We start from the raw sequence: 20,339 nt of genomic DNA on the forward strand, positions 1-20,339 counted from the left end.
CGATCGCGAGCCGCTGGCGTCCGAGGCGGTGCCGCAGCCGATCGACGAGGGGGACGGCTGGCCGGCCGAACCAGCGATCCAGCCGCCGTTCGCCGGCGGACCGGAGGGGGATGGTGTCACCCGATCGGTCGAGGTCGCCGACGACCGGTCGGAACCACCCGGTCCATCCCGATAGTGTCGTTCAACGCCTATGTCTGCACTGGATGAGATCGTCAAGGCGTACGACATCCGGGGGACGGTGCCCGACCAGCTCGACGCTGAGATCGCACACGCCCTCGGGGTCGCGTTCGCCAACTTCGTCACCGCCGATCGCGTGCTCGTCGCACGCGACATGCGCCCAACCGGCGAGGAGCTCGTCGCTGCGTTCGCCCGCGGGGTGATGGAACAGGGCATCGCCGTCGTCGACCTTGGCCTCGCCTCCACCGACCTGCTGTACTACGCCGCCGGCGCGCTCGACGCGCCCGGGGCGATGTTCACCGCCTCGCACAATCCGGCCCAGTACAACGGCATCAAGCTGTGCCTCTCGGGCGCCCGACCGGTGGGCATCGACAGCGGCCTCGCCGTCGTGAAGGCCACGGCCGAGCAGGTGCTCGTGGGTGATGGCCCGCGTGCGGCCGCCCGCTCGGGCACCCTCACCTCGCAGACCGTCATGGATCGCTTCGTCGACCACGTGCTGTCGTTCGTCGACGTCGATTCGATCCGAGAGATGCGGGTGGTCGCCGACACCGCCAACGGCATGGGCGGGCTCGTCGTTCCCGCGGTCTTCGAGCGGTTGCCGATGATCGAGCTCGAGGTGATGTACGGCGAGCTCGACGGGTCGTTCCCGAACCACCCCGCCGATCCGCTCCAGCCCGCGAACCAGCGCGACCTGCGGGCGCGCGTCGTCACCGGGTCGTTCGATCTCGGCCTGGCGTTCGACGGCGACGCCGACCGGGTGTTCATGGTCGACGAGGAGGGCATCGGTCTGAGCGGGTCGACGACCACGTCGATCCTCGCGTCGGCGGTGTTGCGGGTCAACCCGGGCGCGACCGTGCTGCACAACCTGATCTGTTCGCGTGCGGTGCCCGAGGTGGTCGTCGAGTGCGGGGGTGTGCCCGTACGCACCCAGGTCGGCCACTCGTACATCAAGCAGCTGATGGCCCAGACCGGCGCGGTGTTCGGCGGCGAGCACTCGGCGCACTACTACTTCGCCCGCAACTACCGCGCCGACAGTGGCCTGATCGCGTCGCTGCTGCTGATCGAAGAGATGAGCCGCACCGGCCAGCAACTCTCGGTGCTGCGCAAACCGTTCGAGCGCTACGCCGCGAGCGGTGAGATCAACACCCAGGTCGACGATCCGTTGGAGGTGATCGAGCGGGTCAGCGACCACTTCGGCGACCACCCACAAGACCGTCTCGACGGATTGAGCGTCGACTGCGGCGACTGGTGGTTCAACCTCCGCCCGTCGAACACCGAGCCGCTGCTGCGACTCAACCTCGAAGCCGTGGACCGCGACGTGTGTGACAGCCGCGTGGTCGACGTGCTCGCCGTCATCACCGAACCGTGACCAGCATGTCTTGGAGGACGCCATGAGTCTCGACGCCGCTCTGCTCGCCATCCTGGCGTGCCCCGACGACAAGGGGCCGCTGTACTACCTCGAGGACGAGAGCGCCCTCTACAACCCCCGCCTCAAGCGCCGCTACGAGGTGCGCGACGACATCCCCGTGATGCTGATCGACGAGGCCGAGACCGTGGGCGACGACGAGCACGAGCGCATCATGGGCAAGGTCGCCGACCAGGGCATCACCCCGACCTTCGAGGAACCCTCGTGAGCGAGGGTGTGCTCGACACCCAGGACATGTTCGCGGCTGCCGCCGGCCTCCCCGAGCAGGTCGCCGATGCGGCCGCGCGGTCCCGCGGCCTCGACAACCTGCCTGCCCGTGAGCGCATCGAGAACGTGGTCGTCCTCGGGATGGGCGGCAGCGGCGTGGCCGGCGACATCCTCGCCGCCGCCGCCGGCCCCTTCCTCCCGGTGCCCATCATCGTCTCGAAGGGCTACGAGCTCCCCGCCTTCGTGGGGGAGTCGTCGCTGGTCTTCGCCGTGTCGTTCTCCGGCAACACCGAGGAGACCGTGGAGGCGGCCTCGGCCGCCGCGGTCGAGGGCGGGCGGATCGTCGCCATCACCCAGGGCGGCGCGCTCGGTCGCCTGGCGGGCAGCTGGGGCGCCCCCGTCATCCCCGTGCCCCCCGACATCCCCCAGCCCCGTGCCGGCATCGGCGCCCTGGCCGTCCCCGCCCTGATGGTGCTGGAGCAGATGGGCCTCTTCCCCGGCGCCCACCAGTGGGTCGACCTCGCCGTGGCCCAGCTGCGCGCTCGCCGCGACGAGCTCACCGTCGACGGCAACCAGGCCCAGGAGCTGGCCAAGCGCATCGGGCGCACCCTGCCCATCATGTTCGGCGGCGGCCAGCTCGGTGCGGTGGCCGCCTCTCGCTGGAAGAACCAGATCAACGAGAACGCCAAGGTGCCGGCGTTCTGGAACGCCCACCCCGAGCTGTGCCACAACGAGGTGGCCGGCTGGGGCCAGCACGGCGACCTCACCCGCCAGGTCTTCACGCTGGTCAACCTGCGCCACGACTTCGAGCACCCCCAGGTGATGCGCCGCTTCGACGTGGTCAACACCCTGCTCGACGAGGTCGTGGCCTCGGTGGAGGAGGTCCGGGCCGACGGCGAGGGCTACCTCGCCCAGCTGCTCGACCTGGTGATGCTCGGCGACTTCACGTCGCTGCACCTCGCCGCCCAGGAGGGCCTCGACCCGGGCCCCATCCCCGCGCTCGACCACGTCAAGGCCACCGTCGCCTCGTAGAGAGTGGCCGTCCGGGGTCGCCCGGGGCACAATGGGAGCTGACCCGAGCGTGCTGTTCGCGCGCCACACCTCCCGCACACGTGGAGCGCAACCGACATGGCAAACCTGACCCCCGGCGACTTCAAGGTCGCTGATCTCTCCCTCGCGTCCTTCGGGCGCAAGGAGATCTCCCTGGCCGAGCACGAGATGCCCGGCCTGATGTCCCTCCGTCGCCAGCACGGCGACGCCCAGCCGCTCGCCGGCGCCCGCATCACCGGCTCGCTGCACATGACCGTGCAGACCGCCGTGCTCATCGAGACCCTCACCGCCCTCGGCGCCGAGGTCCGCTGGGCGTCGTGCAACATCTTCTCGACCCAGGACCATGCCGCCGCCGCGGTGGTGGTGGGCCCCGACGGCACCCCCGACGCGCCGGCGGGCGTGCCCGTGTACGCCTGGAAGGGCGAGACGCTCGACGAGTACTGGTGGTGCACAGAGGCGGTGCTGCGCTGGCCCGACGGCGACGGCGGACCCAACCTGATCCTCGACGACGGTGGCGACGCCACCATGCTCGTGCACCTCGGCGCCGAGTACGAGAAGGAGGGCGCCGTCCCCGACCCCGCCTCGGCGGGGTCCCACGAGCTGTCGATCGTGCTCGGCGTGCTGCAGCGCAGCCTGGGCGAGGACACCAACCGCTGGACGAGCATCGCCAACGGCATCAAGGGCGTGTCGGAGGAGACCACCACCGGCGTCCACCGCCTCTACCAGCGCCAGCGGGCCGGCACCCTGCTGTTCCCGGCGATCAACGTCAACGACTCGGTCACCAAGTCGAAGTTCGACAACCTCTACGGCTGCCGCCACAGCCTCATCGACGGCATCGCCCGGGCCACCGACGTCATGATCGGCGGCAAGGTCGCCGTGGTGTGCGGCTTCGGCGATGTCGGCAAGGGCTGCGCCCAGTCGCTTCGCGGCCAGGGCGCACGCGTGATCATCACCGAGATCGACCCCATCTGCGCCCTGCAGGCGGCCATGGAGGGCTACCAGGTCACCACCCTCGACGACGTGGTCTCCACCGCCGACATCTTCATCACCTCCACCGGCAACAAGGACATCATCACCGCCGCTCACATGGCCCGGATGAAGCACCAGGCCATCGTGGGCAACATCGGCCACTTCGACAACGAGATCGACATGGCCGGCCTCGAGGCGTCCGACGCCACCCGCGAGGAGATCAAGCCCCAGGTCGACGAGTGGACCTTCCCCGACGGCCACACGGTCATCGTCCTGGCCGAGGGCCGCCTGCTCAACCTGGGCTGCGCCACCGGCCACCCGAGCTTCGTGATGTCGGCGTCGTTCACCAACCAGGTGATGGCCCAGATGGAGCTGTGGGCCAACGCCGGGTCCTACGGCAACGAGGTGCGGGTGCTGCCCAAGGCACTCGACGAGCAGGTGGCCCGCCTCCACCTGCCCCACCTGGGGGTCAAGCTCACCGAGCTCACCGACGCCCAGGCCGCCTACCTCGGCATCCCCAAGGACGGCCCCTACAAGGCCGACGCCTACCGCTATTAGTCCAGGTGGTGGGAGGTGGTGGCCGTGCGACCGTCGACGCTGTGGGGCGTGCGCTCGGTCGAGGTGGCGAAGATGATGATGGAGAGCACGGCAAGGATGCCGATCACGAGCACCACCAGGATCGCCGAACCGGTGGTGGTGGGGCGGTCGGTTGCGGCGGGGGGAGGCTTCGTCGTGGCGGCCATGGGCCGACAGGCTAGGCGAGGACCGGCGGCCGACCGTCACAGGGCCTCCGTAGGGTGGCGGCGTGCTGCTGGCGACGACGTGCCCGGTGTGCGGTGCCGAGGGGCCCGCGCCCTGCGCGCCCTGCGCGGCGACGCTCCGGCCGGCGCCGTCCCTGGCGCCGCCCGAGGGGCTCGACGCCTGCCTGGCCCTGCTGCGGTTCGAGGGTGCGGGACGCCAGCTGGTGGTCCGCCTCAAGTATCGCAACCATCGCAGTGCCGTCCGGGGCCTGGCCTCGGCGATGGCCTCCCTCGTCGAGAGCACCACCGGCCTCGATGTCGTGACGTGGGCCCCGACCACCGCGGTCCGCCGGCGGGACCGGGGCTTCGACCAGGCCGAGCTGCTGGCGCGGGCCGTGGCCAAGCCGCTGCGCCTCCCGGTCCGGTCCCTCCTGCGCCGGGGCGACGGTCCGCCCCAGACCGGTAGGGCGCTGGCCGGCCGCCTCGAGGGGCCCCGGTTCTCGATCCGGCGGCGCGGGTGCCCGCGGGGGGTCCTCGTGGTCGACGACGTGGTCACCAGCGGTGCCACCCTCGGTGCCGCGGCGCGGTCGCTGCGGGCGGCGGGCGCCACCGTGGTGGTGGGGCTGGCGGCGGCCTGGACACCGCCGCCACCGTCACCGTCCTGACCCGGTCGCTGCCGGGGGAGCCGCGCACCTCGGTCCGTTCTGGGCAGGATGGGGCGAACTTGTTCCTCAAGCCGGCCACGCAGGGTGACGAAGTTGATGGTGTGCCTGCCTCCCTCTCACTCGAGCTCGGCGTCCCCCTCAACGGGGACCGCCTCCGGAGCCGCTGCGGCCTCAGTGCCGTGGTCGCTGCCGACATCGCCGCCCGCCTGGCGGCGTGCCCCGACGTCCGGTCCGATGTGGTCGCACAGGCCCGCACGGGCCTCGTCACCGGTCCCCACCCCAGCCCCGACGACGTCGCCCTCGCGCTGATCGCGTACCTGACCGGCGGCGTCCTGCCTACACTCGGCACCGCTGTGCACGGGTCTGTGGTTGCAAGTCGATGCCAGTCGCAGGCGAAACGACCCACGTAAGGCGACCTGTGGTCGCCGATCATGGAGCGGCTTAGAAGTAAGCCCTGCCGCACGACGGAGCCGGTTGTCGGCCCGGGTGCGAGAAGGAGTCAAGCCCGCACACCACGGTGTCGCTGGATCGCCTCGGCGGTCGCCGGCGCCGGTGCGGGTGACCTCCTCGGCAGGCGAGTGTGGGGTCAAAGACCAGGTCAGCCGTGCACAGCGCCGGCCTCCGGGGGGGCCGGCGCGGTCCCCCAAGGTTTCTGCCAGGTCGTCCTCATGGTCGGCCCCTGACCAGCCGATAGAGGTCGTGATGTCCGATGACGCTGTCTCCTACCGCCCGCCGACCGATGACCCGATCCGCGTGGTCGTGGTCGATGACCATGCGCTCTTCCGCCGGGGGATCGTGCTCGTGCTCGAGGCCGAAGACGACATCCGGGTCGTGGGCGAGGCCGAGCAGGGCGAGGACGCCCTGGCCCTCGCCGCCGACGTCGCACCCGACGTGATCCTGATGGACGTTCGGATGCCGTCGATGACCGGCATCGAGGCCACGCGCCTCCTCACCGAGGCCCACCCCACGGCGCGGATCCTCATGCTCACCGTCTCCGACGAGGAGGACGACCTCTACGAGGCGATCAAGGCCGGCGCCTCCGGGTACCTGCTCAAGGAGATCTCCATCGAGGAGGTCGCCGACGCGGTGCGGGCGGTGATGCAGGGTCAGACCCTGATCAGCCCCTCGATGGCCTCGAAGCTCATCGTGGAGTTCAACGTCCTCGCCCGACGGGCCGAGGAGTCCGCCCCCGAGGTGCCCGCCCCTCGCCTCACCGACCGCGAGCTCGAGGTGCTCAAGCTGGTGGCCAAGGGCCTCACCAACCGTGACATCGGCGTTGAGCTGTACATCTCCGAGAACACCGTCAAGAACCACATCCGGAACATCCTGGAGAAGCTCCACCTCCACTCGCGCATGGAGGCGGTCATGTACGCCGTGCGCGAGAACATCCTCGACGTCTCCTGACCGGCGCCCAGGTCGCCTACGGTGTCCGCTGTGGTCGACCCCATCCGCGTCCTGATCGTCGATGACCATGCCCTTTTCCGGCGTGGCCTCATCCAGGTGCTCCTCGGCGAGGAGGGGATCGAGGTCGTCGGCGAGAGCGAGGACGGCGAGGACGCGCTGGTCAAGGCGGCCGACCTGGCCCCCGACGTGGTGCTCATGGACGTGCGGATGCCGCGGGTGAGCGGGATCGAGGCCACGGCTCGCCTCTCGGAGCTGATGCCCGCGGTGCGCATCCTCATGCTCACCGTCTCCGACGAGGAGGACGACCTCTACGAGGCGATCAAGGCCGGCGCCGCGGGCTACCTCCTCAAGGAGATCTCCATCGAGGAGGTCGCCGACGCCGTGCGGGCGGTGATGCAGGGCCAGACCCTGATCAGCCCGTCGATGGCCTCGAAGCTCATCGTGGAGTTCAACAACCTCTCCCGCCGGGCCGACCAGAAGAAGCAGGTGCCCGCCCCCCGCCTCACCGAGCGCGAGCTCGAGGTGCTCAAGCAGGTGGCCCAGGGCCTCACCAACCGCGACATCGCCGGGGTCCTCTTCATCTCCGAGAACACGGTGAAGAACCACGTGCGCAACATCCTCGAGAAGCTCCACCTGCACTCCCGCATGGAGGCGGTGGTCTACGCCGTGCGCGAGAAGATCCTCGACCTCGACGAGCCCTCCGACATCTGAGCGGGGGCGACGCCCGGGCTCCGAGGGGCGCGCCGGTACAGTGGCGCCCGTGAAGATGCTGGACAAGATCCTCCGCGCCGGCGAGGGCCGCAAGCTCAAGGCCATCGCCTCGCTCGTGCCCGACATCAACGCGCTCGAGCCCGAGACGGAGGCGCTGTCCGACGACGCGCTCGCCCACAGGACGGTGGAGCTCCGGGAGCGCATCGCCAACGGCGCCGGTCCCGACGACGTGTTGATCGAGGCCTTCGCCGTGGTCCGGGAGGCCGCCAAGCGCACCATCGGCCAGCGCCACTTCGACGTCCAGCTCATGGGTGGCGCCGCCCTGCACTTCGGCTGGGTGGCCGAGATGAAGACCGGCGAGGGCAAGACCCTGGTGTCGACCCTGCCGGTCTACCTGAACGCCCTCTCCGCGGAGGGCGTGCACGTCATCACCGTCAACGACTACCTGGCCAAGTTCCAGTCGGAGTGGATGGGCCGCATCCACAACCGCCTCGGCCTCAGCGTTGGCCTGGTGATCCCCGACATCAAGGGCTCCGAGGAGAAGCGCCGCAACTACGGCTGCGACATCACCTACGGCATCAACAACGAGTTCGGCTTCGACTACCTCCGCGACAACATGGCCATGAGCCTCGAGGCCAAGGTCCAGCGGGGCCACCACTACGCCATCGTCGACGAGATCGACTCGATCCTCATCGACGAGGCCCGCACCCCGCTGATCATCAGCGGGCGCCTGGCCGATGCCGCCTCGAGCTACTACAAGTTCGCCAGCATCGTCCGCGGCCTCACCCGCGACGTCGACTACGACGTCGACGAGGAGAAGCGCCACGTCGCGCCCTTCGACGAGGGCATCGAGAAGGTCGAGGCCGCCCTCGGCGTCGACAACCTCTACGACGAGCTCTCCCAGAACCTTGTCCACCAGCTGAGCGTGGCCCTCAAGGCCAAGGAGCTCTACCGGCGCGACAAGGACTACATCGTCTCCGACGGTGAGGTGAAGATCGTCGACGAGTTCACCGGCCGGATCCTCGAGGGGCGGCGCTGGTCCGAGGGCCTCCACCAGGCCGTCGAGGCCAAGGAGGGGGTGAAGATCAAGGAGGAGAACCAGACCCTCGCCACCATCACCCTCCAGAACTACTTCCGCCTCTACGACAAGCTCGCCGGCATGACCGGCACCGCCGTCACCGAGGCCGCCGAGTTCGGCAGCACCTACAACCTCCCGGTGGTGCCGGTGCCCACCAACATGCCGATGATCCGGGCCGACGAGGGCGACCTCATCTACAAGACCGAGCAGGCGAAGTTCGACGCCGCCGTCGACGACATCGCCGAGCGCTACGAGGCGGGTCAGCCCGTGCTGGTCGGCACCGTCTCGGTGGCCAAGTCCGAGCTGCTGTCCAACGAGCTGCGCAAGCGGGGCATCGCCCACGAGGTCCTCAACGCCAAGCAGCACACCCGAGAGGCCGAGGTCGTGACCCAGGCGGGCCGCCTCCACGCCGTCACCGTGGCCACCAACATGGCCGGGCGCGGCGTCGACATCCTCCTCGGTGGCAACCCCGAGGGCCTCGCCGCCCGTGAGGTCCGGGCCGAAGGCCTCGACCCCACCGACGAGGAGAGCGGGGGTCTCGCCCGCTACGGGCGCTCCCTGGCCAAGTACGAGACCGAGACCGCCGCCGAGCGCGAGAAGGTCCGCGAGCTCGGCGGCCTCTACGTCCTCGGCACCGAGCGCCACGAGAGCCGCCGCATCGACAACCAGCTCCGCGGCCGCTCCGGCCGCCAGGGCGATCCGGGGGAGAGCCGCTTCTACCTCTCGCTCGAGGACGAGCTCATGCGGGTCTTCGCCACCGGGGCCATGAACTGGGTGATGGGCAAGGCCCTCCCCGACGACGTGCCCATCGAGGCGAAGATGGTCACCAAGGCGATCGAGCGGGCCCAGAACACCGTCGAGGCCCGCAACGCCGAGACCCGCAAGAACGTCCTGAAGTACGACGAGGTGATGAACCAGCAGCGCAAGGTGATCTACCGGCGCCGCAACCAGATCCTCGAGGGCCAGGACCTGCGCGACGAGGCGCTCGACAGCCTCCGCAGCGCCATCGAGGGCGTGGTCCGGACCGCCTGCCTCGCGGAGCTGCCCGAGGAGTGGGACATCGAGGGGCTCGTCACCCAGCTGCGCGAGCTCTACGAGACGGACTTCACCGTCGAGGACCTCAGCGGCACCGAGGACGTCGACGAGATCATCGCCGCCGTCCACACCGAGGCCATCGGCCACTACGAGGACCGCGAGACGGCCTTCGGTGAGGAGGCGATGCGCCAGGTCGAGCGCCAGGTGATGCTGCGCGTCATCGACACCCGCTGGCGCGAGCACCTCTACGAGATGGACTACCTCCAAGACGGCATCCACCTGCGGGCCATGGGCCAGAAGGACCCGCTCGTCGAGTGGCAGCGCGAGGGCTTCGCCATGTTCTCCGACATGGTCGACTCGATCGCCGAGGACTTCGTGAAGTACGTGATGCACCTCCAGGTCGTCCACGAGGAGGAACCCGCCGCGGTGGACGACCAGGTCAAGGGGCTCACGACCTCCGGGCCCGACGACGTCCCCGGTGCCGGCAGCGGGGTCGCCCGCGCCGCCCAGGCCGAGCTGTCGGCCCAGGCCCAGGCGGCGGGTGAGCCGGCGCCGGCGCCGGTCGAAGAGGCCACGCACACCCCGGTGGTGAAGTCGGCCGAGGAGAAGGTCGGCCGCAACGAGCCCTGCTGGTGCGGCAGCGGCAAGAAGTACAAGATGTGCCACGGTCGCTAGGCCCGACCCCCACCAAGACCCGCCACCAACAGGACCCCGCGTGCGCGACTTCTCCGACGACCTGGCCTCGCTGCGCAAGCGCGTGGGGGAGGCCGAGGGCTACCTGACCATCGGCGAGAGCCGGGAGCGCCTCGCCGAGCTCGAGGCCATGGCCTCCGCGCCCGACCTCTGGGACGACCCGGACCAGGCGCGCCGGGTGACGGGGGAGATGGCCGACCGGCGCGGCGACGTGGAGGTCCACGACCAGCTGGTGGTCGACCTCTCCGACGTGGAGACGCTCGACGAGATGGCACGCGAGGAGGGCGACGAGTCGCAGGAGGCCGAGATCGCCGCGGCGATCGCCTCCCTCGCCGCCCGCCTCGACGAGCTCGAGCTCCGCTCGCTGTTCACCGGCGATCACGACGAGGCCGACGCCATCTGCGAGATCCACGCCGGCGAGGGCGGGACCGACGCCCAGGACTGGGCCGAGATGATGCTCCGGATGTACCTGAAGTGGGCCGAGGGCCGTGGCTTCGCCACCGAGATCGACGAGGCGTCGGCCGGCAAGGAGGCTGGCCTGCTGTCGGCCACCTTCCTCGTCAAGGGCCGCTGGGCCTACGGGCACCTGCGGGCCGAGCAGGGCGTGCACCGCCTCGTGCGCATCTCGCCCTTCGACGCCGCCGCCCGCCGCCAGACCAGCTTCGCCTCGCTCGACGTCACCCCCTTCATCGAGGACACCTCCGGCGAGGTCGACATCGACGACAAGGACCTCCGCGTCGACACCTACCGCTCCTCGGGCGCCGGCGGCCAGCACGTCAACGTGACCGACTCGGCGGTGCGCATCACCCACCTCCCCACCGGGATCGTCTCCAGCTGCCAGAACGAGCGCAGCCAGACCCAGAACAAGGCACGTGCCATGCAGGTGCTGGTGGCGAAGCTCGTCGAGCGCCAGCGAGAGGAGCGCAAGGCCGAGATGGAGGCCATCTCGGGCTCCACCTCCCAGGCGGCCATGGGCAACCAGATCCGGTCCTACGTCCAGGCGCCGTACCAGCTGGTGAAGGACCTGCGCACCAACCACGAGACCGGCAGCGTCGACGCCGTCCTGGCCGGCGACCTCGACGACTTCATGGAAGCCTACCTCCGCTGGGAGCGGGAGCATGCCGGGTCGACGTGACGTCGGCCACGTCTCTCTGCCGCGGAGGACGGTCGAGCGGACGGTAACCTGAACGCAACATGCCGGGTCCTGCCGGTGCCACCACCTGCGCCGTCGCTTGGCATGGAGAGAGCCCCCGATGATCAAGCTCGAGAACGTCACCAAGAACTACAAGGGCGACGTCGTCGCCCTGCGGGGCGCGTCGGCCGACATCCAGAAGGGCGAGTTCGTCTTCCTCGTCGGCCCCTCTGGCTCGGGCAAGTCCACCTTCATCCGCCTCCTCAACAAGGAGGAGCAGCCCGACGAGGGTCGCATCTGGGTGGCGGGCAAGGACATCGCCCAGCTCAGCAAGTGGAAGGTCCCGTTCCTGCGCCGCAACATCGGCTGCATCTTCCAGGACTTCAAGCTGCTGCCGTCCAAGACCGTCTACGAGAACGTGGCCTTCGCCCTCGAGGTCATCGGTCGTCCGCGCCACGTCATCAGCTCTCAGGTGCCGGCGATCCTCGAGCTCGTCGGCCTGGCCAAGAAGATGGGCAACCTGCCCCACGAGCTGTCCGGTGGCGAGCAGCAGCGGGTGTCGATCGCCCGGGCGTTCGTGAACCGGCCACTGATCCTGCTGGCCGACGAGCCCACCGGCAACCTCGACCCCACCACCTCGGTGGGCATCATGCGCCTGCTCGACCGGATCAACCGCACCGGCACCACCGTGGTGATGGCCACCCACGACCGCGGCATCGTCGACACCATGCGCCGCCGCGTCGTGGAGCTCGACCGCGGCACCATCGTCCGAGACCAGAGCCGCGGGGTCTACGCCTGATGGGCGGCAAGATCGGCTACGCCCTGCGCGAGACGCTGGGCAACCTCCGCCGCAACCTCCTCCTCACGACCGCCTCGATGCTCACCGTGGCGGTGTCGCTGGCGCTCGTGGGCTCGGCGTTCCTCCTGCACTACGGGGTCGGCAACGCCACCCAGCGCTGGCAGGGCGGCATCGAGTTCGAGGTCTTCCTCAAGGCCGATGTGACCCCCGCGCAGAGCGACCGGGTCGGTCGGCTGCTGGTGGACAACGCCGACGTCTCCCGGGTGACCTTCGTCAACCAGGACGAGCAGTACGAGCTGTTCAAGATCATGTTCGCCGACCGGCCGGAGTACCTCCGAGAGGTCACCGCCGAGGTGCTGCCGCCCTCGTACCGCGTGGAGCCGGCGGTAGCCGACGCCGACGTGATCCGTGCGCTGGGCGAGCGCTTCGAGCAGGAACCGGGCGTGGAGGAGGTTGCCTTCGCCGAGGAGACCGTGCGGCGGCTGCTCCAGGTCTCGAGCATCACCCAGCGGGTGATCGTCGGGATCGCCGTCGTGTTGTTCTTCGCCGCCTCGCTCCTCATCTTCAACACCATCCGCATGGCCATCTTCGCCCGGCGCCGGGAGATCGAGGTCATGAAGCTGGTGGGCGCCACCAACTGGTTCATCCGCGTGCCGTTCATGATCGAGGGGCTGGTCCAGGGCCTGGCGGGGGCGGGCATCGCCTTCGGCGTGGTCTACCTCGCCCGCAACGCCGCCCAGGACGCCATCCAGACGGTGCCGCTCTTCGAGGGCTTCGTGGTGCTCAGCTCGCAGGTCGCCACCACCGGCATCTTCACCCTCGTCCTTGGCGCCCTCATCGGCACCATCGGCGCCGGCGTCGCCGTGACCCGCTTCCTGGACGTGTAGCGGCTCACGGGGCCCGTCACCGAGCGGGGCCTTCCCACCGCCTCCGCACCGTTCTGGCACCAGGATCGCGCTGGGTGCCAGCGCGCTTCTGGTGCCAGAAGCGGGGTTCGGGGTCGGTGGGGCTCCAGTTCGGGGTGGTTGGTGCCGATGGTCTCCTTCGTGGGTCTTGTTGGTCGCGTTGCGCGTGTTGATAGAGTTGCTGGTGTGAAACGAGGTGGTGTCGCGCTGCTCGTCGGCCTGGTGGCCGTGGGCTCGTTCGCGGCGCCGCTCGGGGCTGCTGCCGACCCGGCAGGGCGCACCAAGGAGATCCGGTCCGAGCTGTCGGAGCTGCGGGATGCGGTCGATGAGGTCGCGGCCGAGGAGCGTGAGCTCCTGGGCGCCCTGCAGCGCACCAGGGCCGAGCAGGCTCGCCTCGATGCCGAGGTGGCCGACCTCGACGGGCGGGTCGCTGCTGCCGTCGACGAGCTGCGTGCTGCGGAGGCGGCCCGTGACCGCGCCATCGGCGACCACCTCGCCGCTCAGCGCCGTCTGACCTTCATCGGCGATGAGCTGAGAGGTTCACGCGACGCGCTGCGGCGCCAGGCGGTGACTGCCTTCGTGCGCTTCGGGTCGGGCGTCGACGACCTCGGCCTCGTCCTCCACGCCGAAGAGGTCAGCCAGATCGAAGGGGCGCGTGCTCTGGTCGGCGCGGTGACGCGCGCCCAAGCAGAGGTGGTCGACCGCTACCGCGTCGTCGAGGCCGAGCACCGCGCCCTGGAGGCGGCGTCGGAGGCGGGCAGGGTCGAGGCTGAGGCGCGCCGGGAGGAGGTTGCCACCTCGGCGGCAGCCCTGTCGGGCCTGCGCGACGAGGTCGGGCGAACCCGTGCCCGAGCGGCCGCCGAGGTGGCGCGCGAAGAGGCCCTGCTCGCCTCGGCCCAGGGCCGCAAGGCCGCCCACGAGGAGCGCATCGCCTCGCTCGAGGCGGAGTCCCAGTCGATCGCCGAGATGATCCGCCGCCGCCAGGCGGAGCGCGAGGCGCAGCTCCGCCGTGAGGCGGAGGAGGCCCGGCGGTCCGCAGAGGCCGAGGGCCGCCGTCCGCCTGAGCGCACCGACGGCGGCAGCGGTTCGACGGTCACGGCCCCGGGGCGTGGCGTCCTGAGCGTCCCGGTGGCGGCCATCCGGATGTCCTCCCCCTACGGCATGCGGGTCCACCCGATCTACGGCACCACCCGCCTGCACGCTGGTGTCGACTTCTCGGCACCCACCGGTACGCCGGTGCGCGCCGCCGCCGATGGGGTGGTGCTCGTTGCCGACACCCAGGGCGGCTACGGCCTCACCGTGATCATCGACCACGACGGCGGTCTCGCCACCCTCTCCGCCCACCTGAGCCGCGTCGCCGTGGCCGCGGGCGACACCGTCGCCCGGGGCGACATCATCGGCTCCGTGGGCTCGACGGGCGCCTCCACGGGCCCCCACCTCCACTTCGAGGTCCGCGTCAACGGCACCCCAGTGAACCCCATCCCGTACTTCTAAGAGGAAGAAGCCTCGGCCGAAGGCCGAGTCCGCTTTCAGACCACCAACGAGCGCCAGCGTGCAAGCGGGTGGTGGCGAGGGGAGGGGCCCGCCGAGCGGAGCGAGGTGGGAAGGCCCCGCTCGGCGCCGCACGCTTGCACGTCCGACTAGCGCGAGAGCGCCTTCTTGGCGCTCCTCCGGGCGTCACGGGTCCCGGCCAGGCGGGCCACCAGCAGCACCACGGCGACAGCGACGACCCCGAGCACCACGACGGCCGGCCAGTCGCCGTCGGGCGCGCCGATCGAGGTGCTCCCCGTGCCGTCGGGCCAGGGCCACAGGACGCGGAGCGAGCCGACCATCAGGCCGATGAGTCCACCCATGACCAGGTCGTGGTGGTGCTTCAGGGCCCAGTCCAGGAGCGAGGAGAACAGAGCCAGGCCGACGACGCACCCGAGGGCGAAGACCGCCGCCACGGCCAGGTCGCGGTCGGTGACGGCGCCGAGGATGCTGTCGTAGACGCCGAGCATGAGGAGCAGGAACGAGCCCGAGATGCCCGGCAGGATCATGGCGCAGATGGCCACCGCTCCCGCCAGGAAGACGTACCCGAGCGAGGGGTCGGCCACGGGGCCCGACCGCAGCCCGAGGAGGGCGAAGGTCACCGCCGCCACGACCACCAGGACGGCCAGGGTCCGGGCGTCGCGCCGACGGACGTAGCCCCAGGCCACCACGATCGAGGCGAGGACCAGCCCGAAGAACACCGCCGACATCCGCACCGGTTGCTCCTCGAGCAGGGTCTCGATGAGGTGGGCGAGGGTGACCACGGCCAAGCCCACCCCGGCCAGCAGCGGCAGGAGGAACAGCCAGTCGACCCGTCGCAGCTCGGCCATGCCGCCCTTGACGTCCAGGCGGACGAATCGTCCGAGGGCGACCGCGCCCTGGTGCACGGCGGCGACGAGGTCGGTGTAGATCCCGAAGACGAGGGCGACGGTCCCGCCGGAGACGCCGGGGACGACATCGGCGGCGCCCATGACGAAGCCGCGTACGATCTGGAGCGGGACCTTGAGGATCACCGGGCGAGGCTAGGCCACCAGGGTCTCCGGCCCGGTGCGCGCGGCCCAGCCGGCCCCCACCCCACGACCCAGAACCTCCGAGGACCGTGCTCGACTCCCCCTTCCAGCAGATCGCCGCCGTCCTGGCCGTCACCGCGGCGGTTGGCTTCGTCGCCCGCCGGCTCTCCCAGCCGCTCATCGTCGCCTACATCGCCGTCGGCATCCTCGTGGGGCCGGTGGGCATCGGCGTGGTGGAGGGCCAGGAGGAGATCGCCGTCCTCGCCGAGATCGGCATCGCCCTGCTCCTGTTCGTGGTGGGCCTCAAGCTCGACCTGCACCTGATCCGCACGGTGGGGCCGGTGGCGCTCGCGTCGGGGCTCGGGCAGGTGGCGTTCACCTCGGCCATCGGGTTCGTGCTGGCCCTGCTGCTGGGCTTCGCCCCCGTCACCGCGCTCTACATCGCCGTCGCCCTGACCTTCTCGAGCACGATCATCATCGTCAAGCTGCTCTCCGACAAGGGCGAGATGGAACGTCCCCACGGGCGCATCGCCATGGGCATCCTCATCGTGCAGGACCTGGTGGTCGTGATCGTGATGATCGTGCTGAGCGCCTTCGGCACCGACGGCGACGCTTCCATCCCCATCCAGCTGGGCCTGGTGGTGGTGAAGGGGGTGGCCTTCCTCGGCGGCATCGTCGTGCTGATGCGCTGGGTGCTGACGCCCCTGCTGCACCGCCTCGCCCGCACGCCAGAGCTCCTCGTGCTGTTCGCCATCGCCTGGGCCGTGGGGCTGGCGGCCACCGGTGAGGCCCTCGACTTCAGCGAGGAGGTCGGGGCCTTCCTCGCCGGTGTCTCGCTGGCCTCGACGCCCTACCGGGAGGCGATCGGGTCGCGCCTGGCCACCGTGCGCGACTTCCTGCTGCTGTTCTTCTTCATCGATCTCGGTGCCGGCCTCGACTTCGGCGACGCCGGCGCCAACGTCGCCGCCGCACTGGTGCTCTCGCTGTTCGTCCTCATCGGCAACCCGATCATCGTGATGACGATCATGGGGGTGATGCGCTACCGACGCCGGGTCTCGTTCAGCACCGGGCTGACGGTGGCCCAGATCAGCGAGTTCTCGCTCATCTTCGCCGCCCTCGGGCTCAGCCTCGGCCACATCACGGAGGCCGCTGTGGGCCTCATCACCACCGTCGGCCTCATCACCATCTCGATGTCGACCTACCTGATCCTCAACTCCGAGGCGATCTTCGAGCGCCTCTCGCCCGCCCTGCGCATCTTCGAGCGGAACGATGCCCGGGAGGCAAGCTTCGGGGCGGCCAGCGACCACCCCCCGCCCCGGGTGATCGTCGTCGGTCTCGGCCGCTACGGGACCATGGTGATGGAGCAGCTGCACGAGGCGGGCGTGCCCGCGCTCGGGATCGACAACGACCCCGACGCCCTGGGGCGGTGGGCCGACGACCTGGCCAACACGGCCTACGGCGACGCCGAGGACCAGGACCTCCCCGAGATGCTGCCCCTCGACGACGTGGTGTGGGTGGTGAGCACGTCCGGCCACCTGCCCGCCGATCGTGCGCTCATCAGCGCCCTGCGGGATCACGGCTACCGGGGGAGCATCGCGGTGACGTCGCGACACCCGGCCGACGTCGACCTGCTCGAGAAGGCGGGCGCCGACCGGGTGCTGCGGCCCTATGCCCTCGCAGCGTCACACCTCATCTCCGATCTCCGGGAGGCGCTGGCCGGCGGCTCCGAGCCGTCGGACGAGGCCGAGGGCCCGGCTTCTGAGGTGTGACCGACGTCTCTTGACGGTTACCTCTCGTAACGTTACGGTCGGTAACACCCGATCTCAGGAGGTCCCCCCATGACGACCACCATGCCCCCCGCCACCAGCCGGTCCACATCGAGCGACAGCGCCGAGCGCATCGCCCGCCTCAGCCGGGCTTCGGCCAAGCGGGTCATCGACCCCGACCGCGACCTGCCTGGCAGCGTCGGAGACGGCCAGCTCATCCCCGACGAGCTGCTCACCGTCGCCGGCCTCGGCCTCGACCTCAGCGCCGAGCAGCGCCGGGTGCTCTCCCGAGAGGAGATCGCCTCCATCACCGACGCCGGCATCCGGTTCGAGTCGGTGCTCAACGCCGGCTTCTCGATGCAGATCGTGGGCGCCCGCGACCTGACCGACCCGCGCATCACCTTCCTCCTGCACGAGATCGGCGAGGAGACCCGCCACCAACGCCTCTTCATCCGCCTGCTCGAGCAGATCCGGCCGCAGGCCGTCGACCCCCTCGACCGCGGCATCGCCCGGCGGCTCATGCGGTTCGGCTCGCGGACCATCATCAAGCTGCCGGCGCTGCTCTACACCCTGGTCCTGGCAGGCGAGGAGATCCCCGACCTGTTCCAGAAGCTCGCCTCCGAGCACCCCGACACCGACCCCTTCCTGAAGGAGGTCAACCGCTACCACCGCCAGGAGGAGGCCCGCCACCTCTCCTATGCCCGCACCGTCCTGCCCGAGGTCTGGGCCGAGGCCAGCGCGGTCGAGCGCTACGCCGTCAGGCGGATCGCCCCCTTCCTCATCCGGGGCATGTTCGAGACCATCGTCCACCCCGGCGTCTACGCCGAGGTCGGCCTGCCCACCTGGGAGACCTGGAAGGCGGCCAACCGCAGCCCCCAGCGGATCGCCCTCCGCCACGAGGCCACCCGTCCGGTCCTGGCCGCCCTGCTCGCCGCCGGCGCCATCCGCCCCGGCCGGGTCAACAGCCGCTGGCAGTCGCTCTGCGGCGTCGACGCTGCCGGCCAGCCCGTGGTCGCCACGTAGGACCACCCGCTGCGGCGCCCGGATGGGGTGCGCTGGGCTTCCGACTGTGGTGCCGGGACGGCCGCCCACCACACTGGGGGGTGCGCCACCCGGCGCGCCCGACGACCCGGAGCCAGCCTTGACCGACCCCGCCGACGAGACGAGCGGCTTCGCCGACCTCCCCCTCCGGCCCGAGCTGCTGCGGGCCCTGACCGGTCTGGGCTACGAGGAGCCGACGCCGATCCAGGGTGAGGCGATCCCCCTGCTGGTCGAGGGCCGGGACCTCCTCGGCCAGGCGGCGACCGGCACCGGCAAGACCGCCGCCTTCGCCCTGCCGCTGCTCCAGCGCATGCGGCCCGTCGCCGACGGCGACCGGCCCTTCGGGCTCGTCCTCGTCCCCACGCGCGAGCTGGCCATCCAGGTGTCCGAGGCCATCCACCGCTACGGCCGCGAGCTCGGGGCCCGGGTGCTCCCGCTCTACGGGGGCCAGCCCATCGTCCGCCAGCTCCGGGCGCTCAAGCAGGGGGTCGACGTGGTGGTGGCCACGCCCGGCCGTGCGCTCGACCACATCGGGCGCGGGACCCTCGACCTCGAGGGCCTCGGGGTCGTGGTGCTCGACGAGGCCGACGAGATGCTCGACATGGGCTTCGCCGAGGACATCGAGGCCATCCTGGGCGGGACGCCGCCCGAGCGCCAGACGGTGCTGTTCTCGGCGACACTTCCCCGCCGGATCGACGGCATGGCCCGCCGCCACCTGCGCGACCCGGTCCGGATCAGCCTCGGGCGCGAGGCCGTGCCCGGCGACGCCGCCCCCCTGGTCTCGCAGCGGGCCTACCTGGTGCCCCGCGCCCACAAGGCGGCGGCGCTCGGCCGGGTCCTCGACGTGGAGTCGCCCACGGCCGCCATCGTCTTCTGCCGCACCCGCGACGAGGTCGACCAGCTGACGTCCACCCTCAACGGCCGTGGCTACCGGGCCGAGGCCCTCCACGGCGGCATGGACCAACAGCAGCGCGACCGCGTGATGGGTCGCCTCCGCGCCGGCACCACCGAGCTGCTGGTGGCCACCGACGTGGCGGCGCGAGGCCTCGACGTCGACCAGCTCACCCACGTCATCAACTACGACGTCCCGGCGGGGCCCGAGCCCTACGTGCACCGCATCGGGCGGGTGGGCCGGGCCGGGCGCGAGGGTGTGGCCATCACCCTCGCCGAGCCGCGCGAGCACCGGATGCTCAAGTCGATCGAGCGGGCCATCAAGGCGACCATCACCATCGAGACCCTGCCCACCGTCGCCGACCTGCGCGCCCGGCGCCTCGAGCTGACCCGCGCCGCCCTCCACGAGAGCCTCGTCGGCGACGACCTCGAGCGGTACCGGGTGGTGGTCGAGACGCTCACCGACAGCTTCGACCTCATGGAGGTCGCCCTGGCGGCGGTCAAGCTGGCCCACGAGTCGTCCAGCGGCGTCGACGACGACGCCAAGGAGATCCCCGAGGTGACGGCGCCCTCGACCACCGACCGCACGAAGGGCCGCCCGACGTCGGGTGCCGTGGCGGCCGGGGGGATGGCGCGGCTCTGGATCAACGCCGGCAGGGCCGCCGGCATCCGGCCCAAGGACCTCGTCGGGGCCATCACCGGTGAGTCACACCTCCGCGGCAAGCAGATCGGCGCCATCCAGATCGCCGACCGGTTCTCGCTGGTGGAGGTGCCCGAGGGTGACGCCGACGCCGTGATCGCCGCCCTGCGGGACAGCACCATCAAGGGCCGCAAGGCCACGGTCCGCCGCGACCGAGCCTGACGTGCGTGGAGCTGGCGGGAATCGAACCCGCGTCCGCTGAGCGGTTGACGTACGCGCTACGACCGTTCCCGGACCTGCGGCCTCGCGGCTACCGCACCGTCGGGTCGGTTGGGCTTGCGCCCTCCGCCGGGTCTTTCCCTGGTGTCAGCGGTCTTTCGCGCCGTCAGCGGTCTCTCCCTGCTGTCCTCCACTGCTTCTGTTGCCAGGCTGCAGTGGACAGGCCCCGCGTGCCATCACTGGTCGCTGTG

The 20,339-nt window shown here is 70.8% G+C and carries 18 protein-coding genes; 16 read left to right on the forward strand and 2 right to left on the reverse strand.

The annotated features are described in order from the left end of the window. Positions 1-190 precede the first annotated feature (190 nt). From manB to ahcY, 4 genes are all read left to right on the forward strand, one after another. Positions 191-1,546, forward strand: a complete 1,356-nt coding sequence (gene manB, locus VMN58_00005) for a phosphomannomutase/phosphoglucomutase (GenBank protein ID HUF31573.1) — start codon at positions 191-193, stop codon at positions 1,544-1,546. A gap of 22 nt (positions 1,547-1,568) precedes the next feature. Then, on the forward strand, positions 1,569-1,811 hold the full coding sequence (locus VMN58_00010) for a Trm112 family protein (GenBank protein HUF31574.1): 243 nt from the start codon (positions 1,569-1,571) through the stop codon (positions 1,809-1,811). Beyond that, a complete protein-coding gene (locus VMN58_00015; GenBank protein HUF31575.1) occupies positions 1,808-2,842 on the forward strand; it encodes a bifunctional phosphoglucose/phosphomannose isomerase in 1,035 nt (344 codons plus the stop codon). The genes VMN58_00010 and VMN58_00015 overlap by 4 nt, the downstream gene beginning before the upstream one ends. 96 nt (positions 2,843-2,938) lie before the next feature. Next, positions 2,939-4,387, forward strand: coding sequence for an adenosylhomocysteinase (gene ahcY, locus VMN58_00020; GenBank protein ID HUF31576.1), 1,449 nt, complete (start codon positions 2,939-2,941; stop codon positions 4,385-4,387). On the opposite strand, the gene VMN58_00025 is transcribed toward ahcY, so the two are convergent. After that, positions 4,384-4,572, reverse strand: coding sequence for a hypothetical protein (locus VMN58_00025; protein HUF31577.1), 189 nt, complete (start codon positions 4,570-4,572; stop codon positions 4,384-4,386). The genes ahcY and VMN58_00025 overlap by 4 nt on opposite strands. 62 nt (positions 4,573-4,634) lie before the next feature. On the opposite strand from VMN58_00025, the gene VMN58_00030 reads away from it, so the two are divergent. The 9 genes from VMN58_00030 to VMN58_00070 all read left to right on the forward strand — a co-directional run bounded on the left by VMN58_00030 (position 4,635) and on the right by VMN58_00070 (position 14,485). Continuing rightward, positions 4,635-5,234 (forward strand): phosphoribosyltransferase family protein, encoded by a 600-nt coding sequence (locus VMN58_00030; protein HUF31578.1) that lies wholly within the window; start codon positions 4,635-4,637, stop codon positions 5,232-5,234. A gap of 101 nt (positions 5,235-5,335) precedes the next feature. Further along, positions 5,336-5,644 carry a hypothetical protein gene (locus tag VMN58_00035; GenBank protein HUF31579.1) on the forward strand — a complete coding sequence of 103 codons (309 nt, stop codon included), beginning with the start codon at positions 5,336-5,338 and terminating at the stop codon, positions 5,642-5,644. Between the two features lie 292 nt (positions 5,645-5,936). After that, positions 5,937-6,638 carry a response regulator transcription factor gene (locus VMN58_00040; GenBank protein HUF31580.1) on the forward strand — a complete coding sequence of 234 codons (702 nt, stop codon included), beginning with the start codon at positions 5,937-5,939 and terminating at the stop codon, positions 6,636-6,638. A 30-nt stretch (positions 6,639-6,668) separates the two neighbouring features. After that, entirely contained in the window at positions 6,669-7,349 is a 681-nt protein-coding gene (locus VMN58_00045) for a response regulator transcription factor (GenBank protein HUF31581.1), read from the forward strand. A gap of 55 nt (positions 7,350-7,404) precedes the next feature. After that, positions 7,405-10,137 carry a preprotein translocase subunit SecA gene (gene secA, locus VMN58_00050; protein ID HUF31582.1) on the forward strand — a complete coding sequence of 911 codons (2,733 nt, stop codon included), beginning with the start codon at positions 7,405-7,407 and terminating at the stop codon, positions 10,135-10,137. Between the two features lie 40 nt (positions 10,138-10,177). After that, positions 10,178-11,290, forward strand: a complete 1,113-nt coding sequence (gene prfB / locus VMN58_00055; GenBank protein ID HUF31583.1) for a peptide chain release factor 2 — start codon at positions 10,178-10,180, stop codon at positions 11,288-11,290. 118 nt (positions 11,291-11,408) lie between these two features. After that, positions 11,409-12,086 carry a cell division ATP-binding protein FtsE gene (gene ftsE, locus VMN58_00060; GenBank protein ID HUF31584.1) on the forward strand — a complete coding sequence of 226 codons (678 nt, stop codon included), beginning with the start codon at positions 11,409-11,411 and terminating at the stop codon, positions 12,084-12,086. Beyond that, on the forward strand, positions 12,086-12,973 hold the full coding sequence (locus VMN58_00065; GenBank protein HUF31585.1) for a permease-like cell division protein FtsX: 888 nt from the start codon (positions 12,086-12,088) through the stop codon (positions 12,971-12,973). The genes ftsE and VMN58_00065 overlap by 1 nt, the downstream gene beginning before the upstream one ends. 204 nt (positions 12,974-13,177) lie before the next feature. Next, positions 13,178-14,485 carry a peptidoglycan DD-metalloendopeptidase family protein gene (locus VMN58_00070; protein ID HUF31586.1) on the forward strand — a complete coding sequence of 436 codons (1,308 nt, stop codon included), beginning with the start codon at positions 13,178-13,180 and terminating at the stop codon, positions 14,483-14,485. A 146-nt stretch (positions 14,486-14,631) separates the two neighbouring features. Here VMN58_00070 and VMN58_00075 read toward each other — a convergent pair whose 3' ends face one another. Further along, positions 14,632-15,534 (reverse strand): DUF368 domain-containing protein, encoded by a 903-nt coding sequence (locus VMN58_00075; GenBank protein ID HUF31587.1) that lies wholly within the window; start codon positions 15,532-15,534, stop codon positions 14,632-14,634. An 86-nt stretch (positions 15,535-15,620) separates the two neighbouring features. Here VMN58_00075 and VMN58_00080 point away from each other — a divergent pair, with 86 nt between their 5' ends. From VMN58_00080 to VMN58_00090, 3 genes are all read left to right on the forward strand, one after another. Continuing rightward, positions 15,621-17,300 carry a cation:proton antiporter family protein gene (locus tag VMN58_00080; protein HUF31588.1) on the forward strand — a complete coding sequence of 560 codons (1,680 nt, stop codon included), beginning with the start codon at positions 15,621-15,623 and terminating at the stop codon, positions 17,298-17,300. Positions 17,301-17,369: 69 nt separating this feature from the next. Continuing rightward, positions 17,370-18,320 carry a diiron oxygenase gene (locus VMN58_00085; GenBank protein ID HUF31589.1) on the forward strand — a complete coding sequence of 317 codons (951 nt, stop codon included), beginning with the start codon at positions 17,370-17,372 and terminating at the stop codon, positions 18,318-18,320. Positions 18,321-18,438: 118 nt separating this feature from the next. Further along, a complete protein-coding gene (locus tag VMN58_00090; protein ID HUF31590.1) occupies positions 18,439-20,091 on the forward strand; it encodes a DEAD/DEAH box helicase in 1,653 nt (550 codons plus the stop codon). The last annotated feature ends 248 nt before the right edge of the window (positions 20,092-20,339 follow it).

Source organism: Acidimicrobiales bacterium, assembly GCA_035512495.1.
Lineage (GTDB): Bacteria > Actinomycetota > Acidimicrobiia > Acidimicrobiales > CADCSY01 > DATKDW01.

What these genes read in the sequence shown, in the direction of transcription:
- VMN58_00010 (HUF31574.1), top strand. Translation starts at nt 1,569, where the DNA reads ATGAGTCTCGACGCCGCTCTGCTCGCCATCCTGGCGTGCCCCGACGAC.
- VMN58_00025 (HUF31577.1), bottom strand. Translation starts at nt 4,572, where the DNA reads ATGGCCGCCACGACGAAGCCTCCCCCCGCCGCAACCGACCGCCCCACC.
- VMN58_00065 (HUF31585.1), top strand. Translation starts at nt 12,086, where the DNA reads ATGGGCGGCAAGATCGGCTACGCCCTGCGCGAGACGCTGGGCAACCTC.
- ftsE (HUF31584.1), top strand. Translation starts at nt 11,409, where the DNA reads ATGATCAAGCTCGAGAACGTCACCAAGAACTACAAGGGCGACGTCGTC.
- VMN58_00085 (HUF31589.1), top strand. Translation starts at nt 17,370, where the DNA reads ATGACGACCACCATGCCCCCCGCCACCAGCCGGTCCACATCGAGCGAC.
- secA (HUF31582.1), top strand. Translation starts at nt 7,405, where the DNA reads ATGCTGGACAAGATCCTCCGCGCCGGCGAGGGCCGCAAGCTCAAGGCC.
- manB (HUF31573.1), top strand. Translation starts at nt 191, where the DNA reads ATGTCTGCACTGGATGAGATCGTCAAGGCGTACGACATCCGGGGGACG.
- ahcY (HUF31576.1), top strand. Translation starts at nt 2,939, where the DNA reads ATGGCAAACCTGACCCCCGGCGACTTCAAGGTCGCTGATCTCTCCCTC.
- VMN58_00040 (HUF31580.1), top strand. Translation starts at nt 5,937, where the DNA reads ATGTCCGATGACGCTGTCTCCTACCGCCCGCCGACCGATGACCCGATC.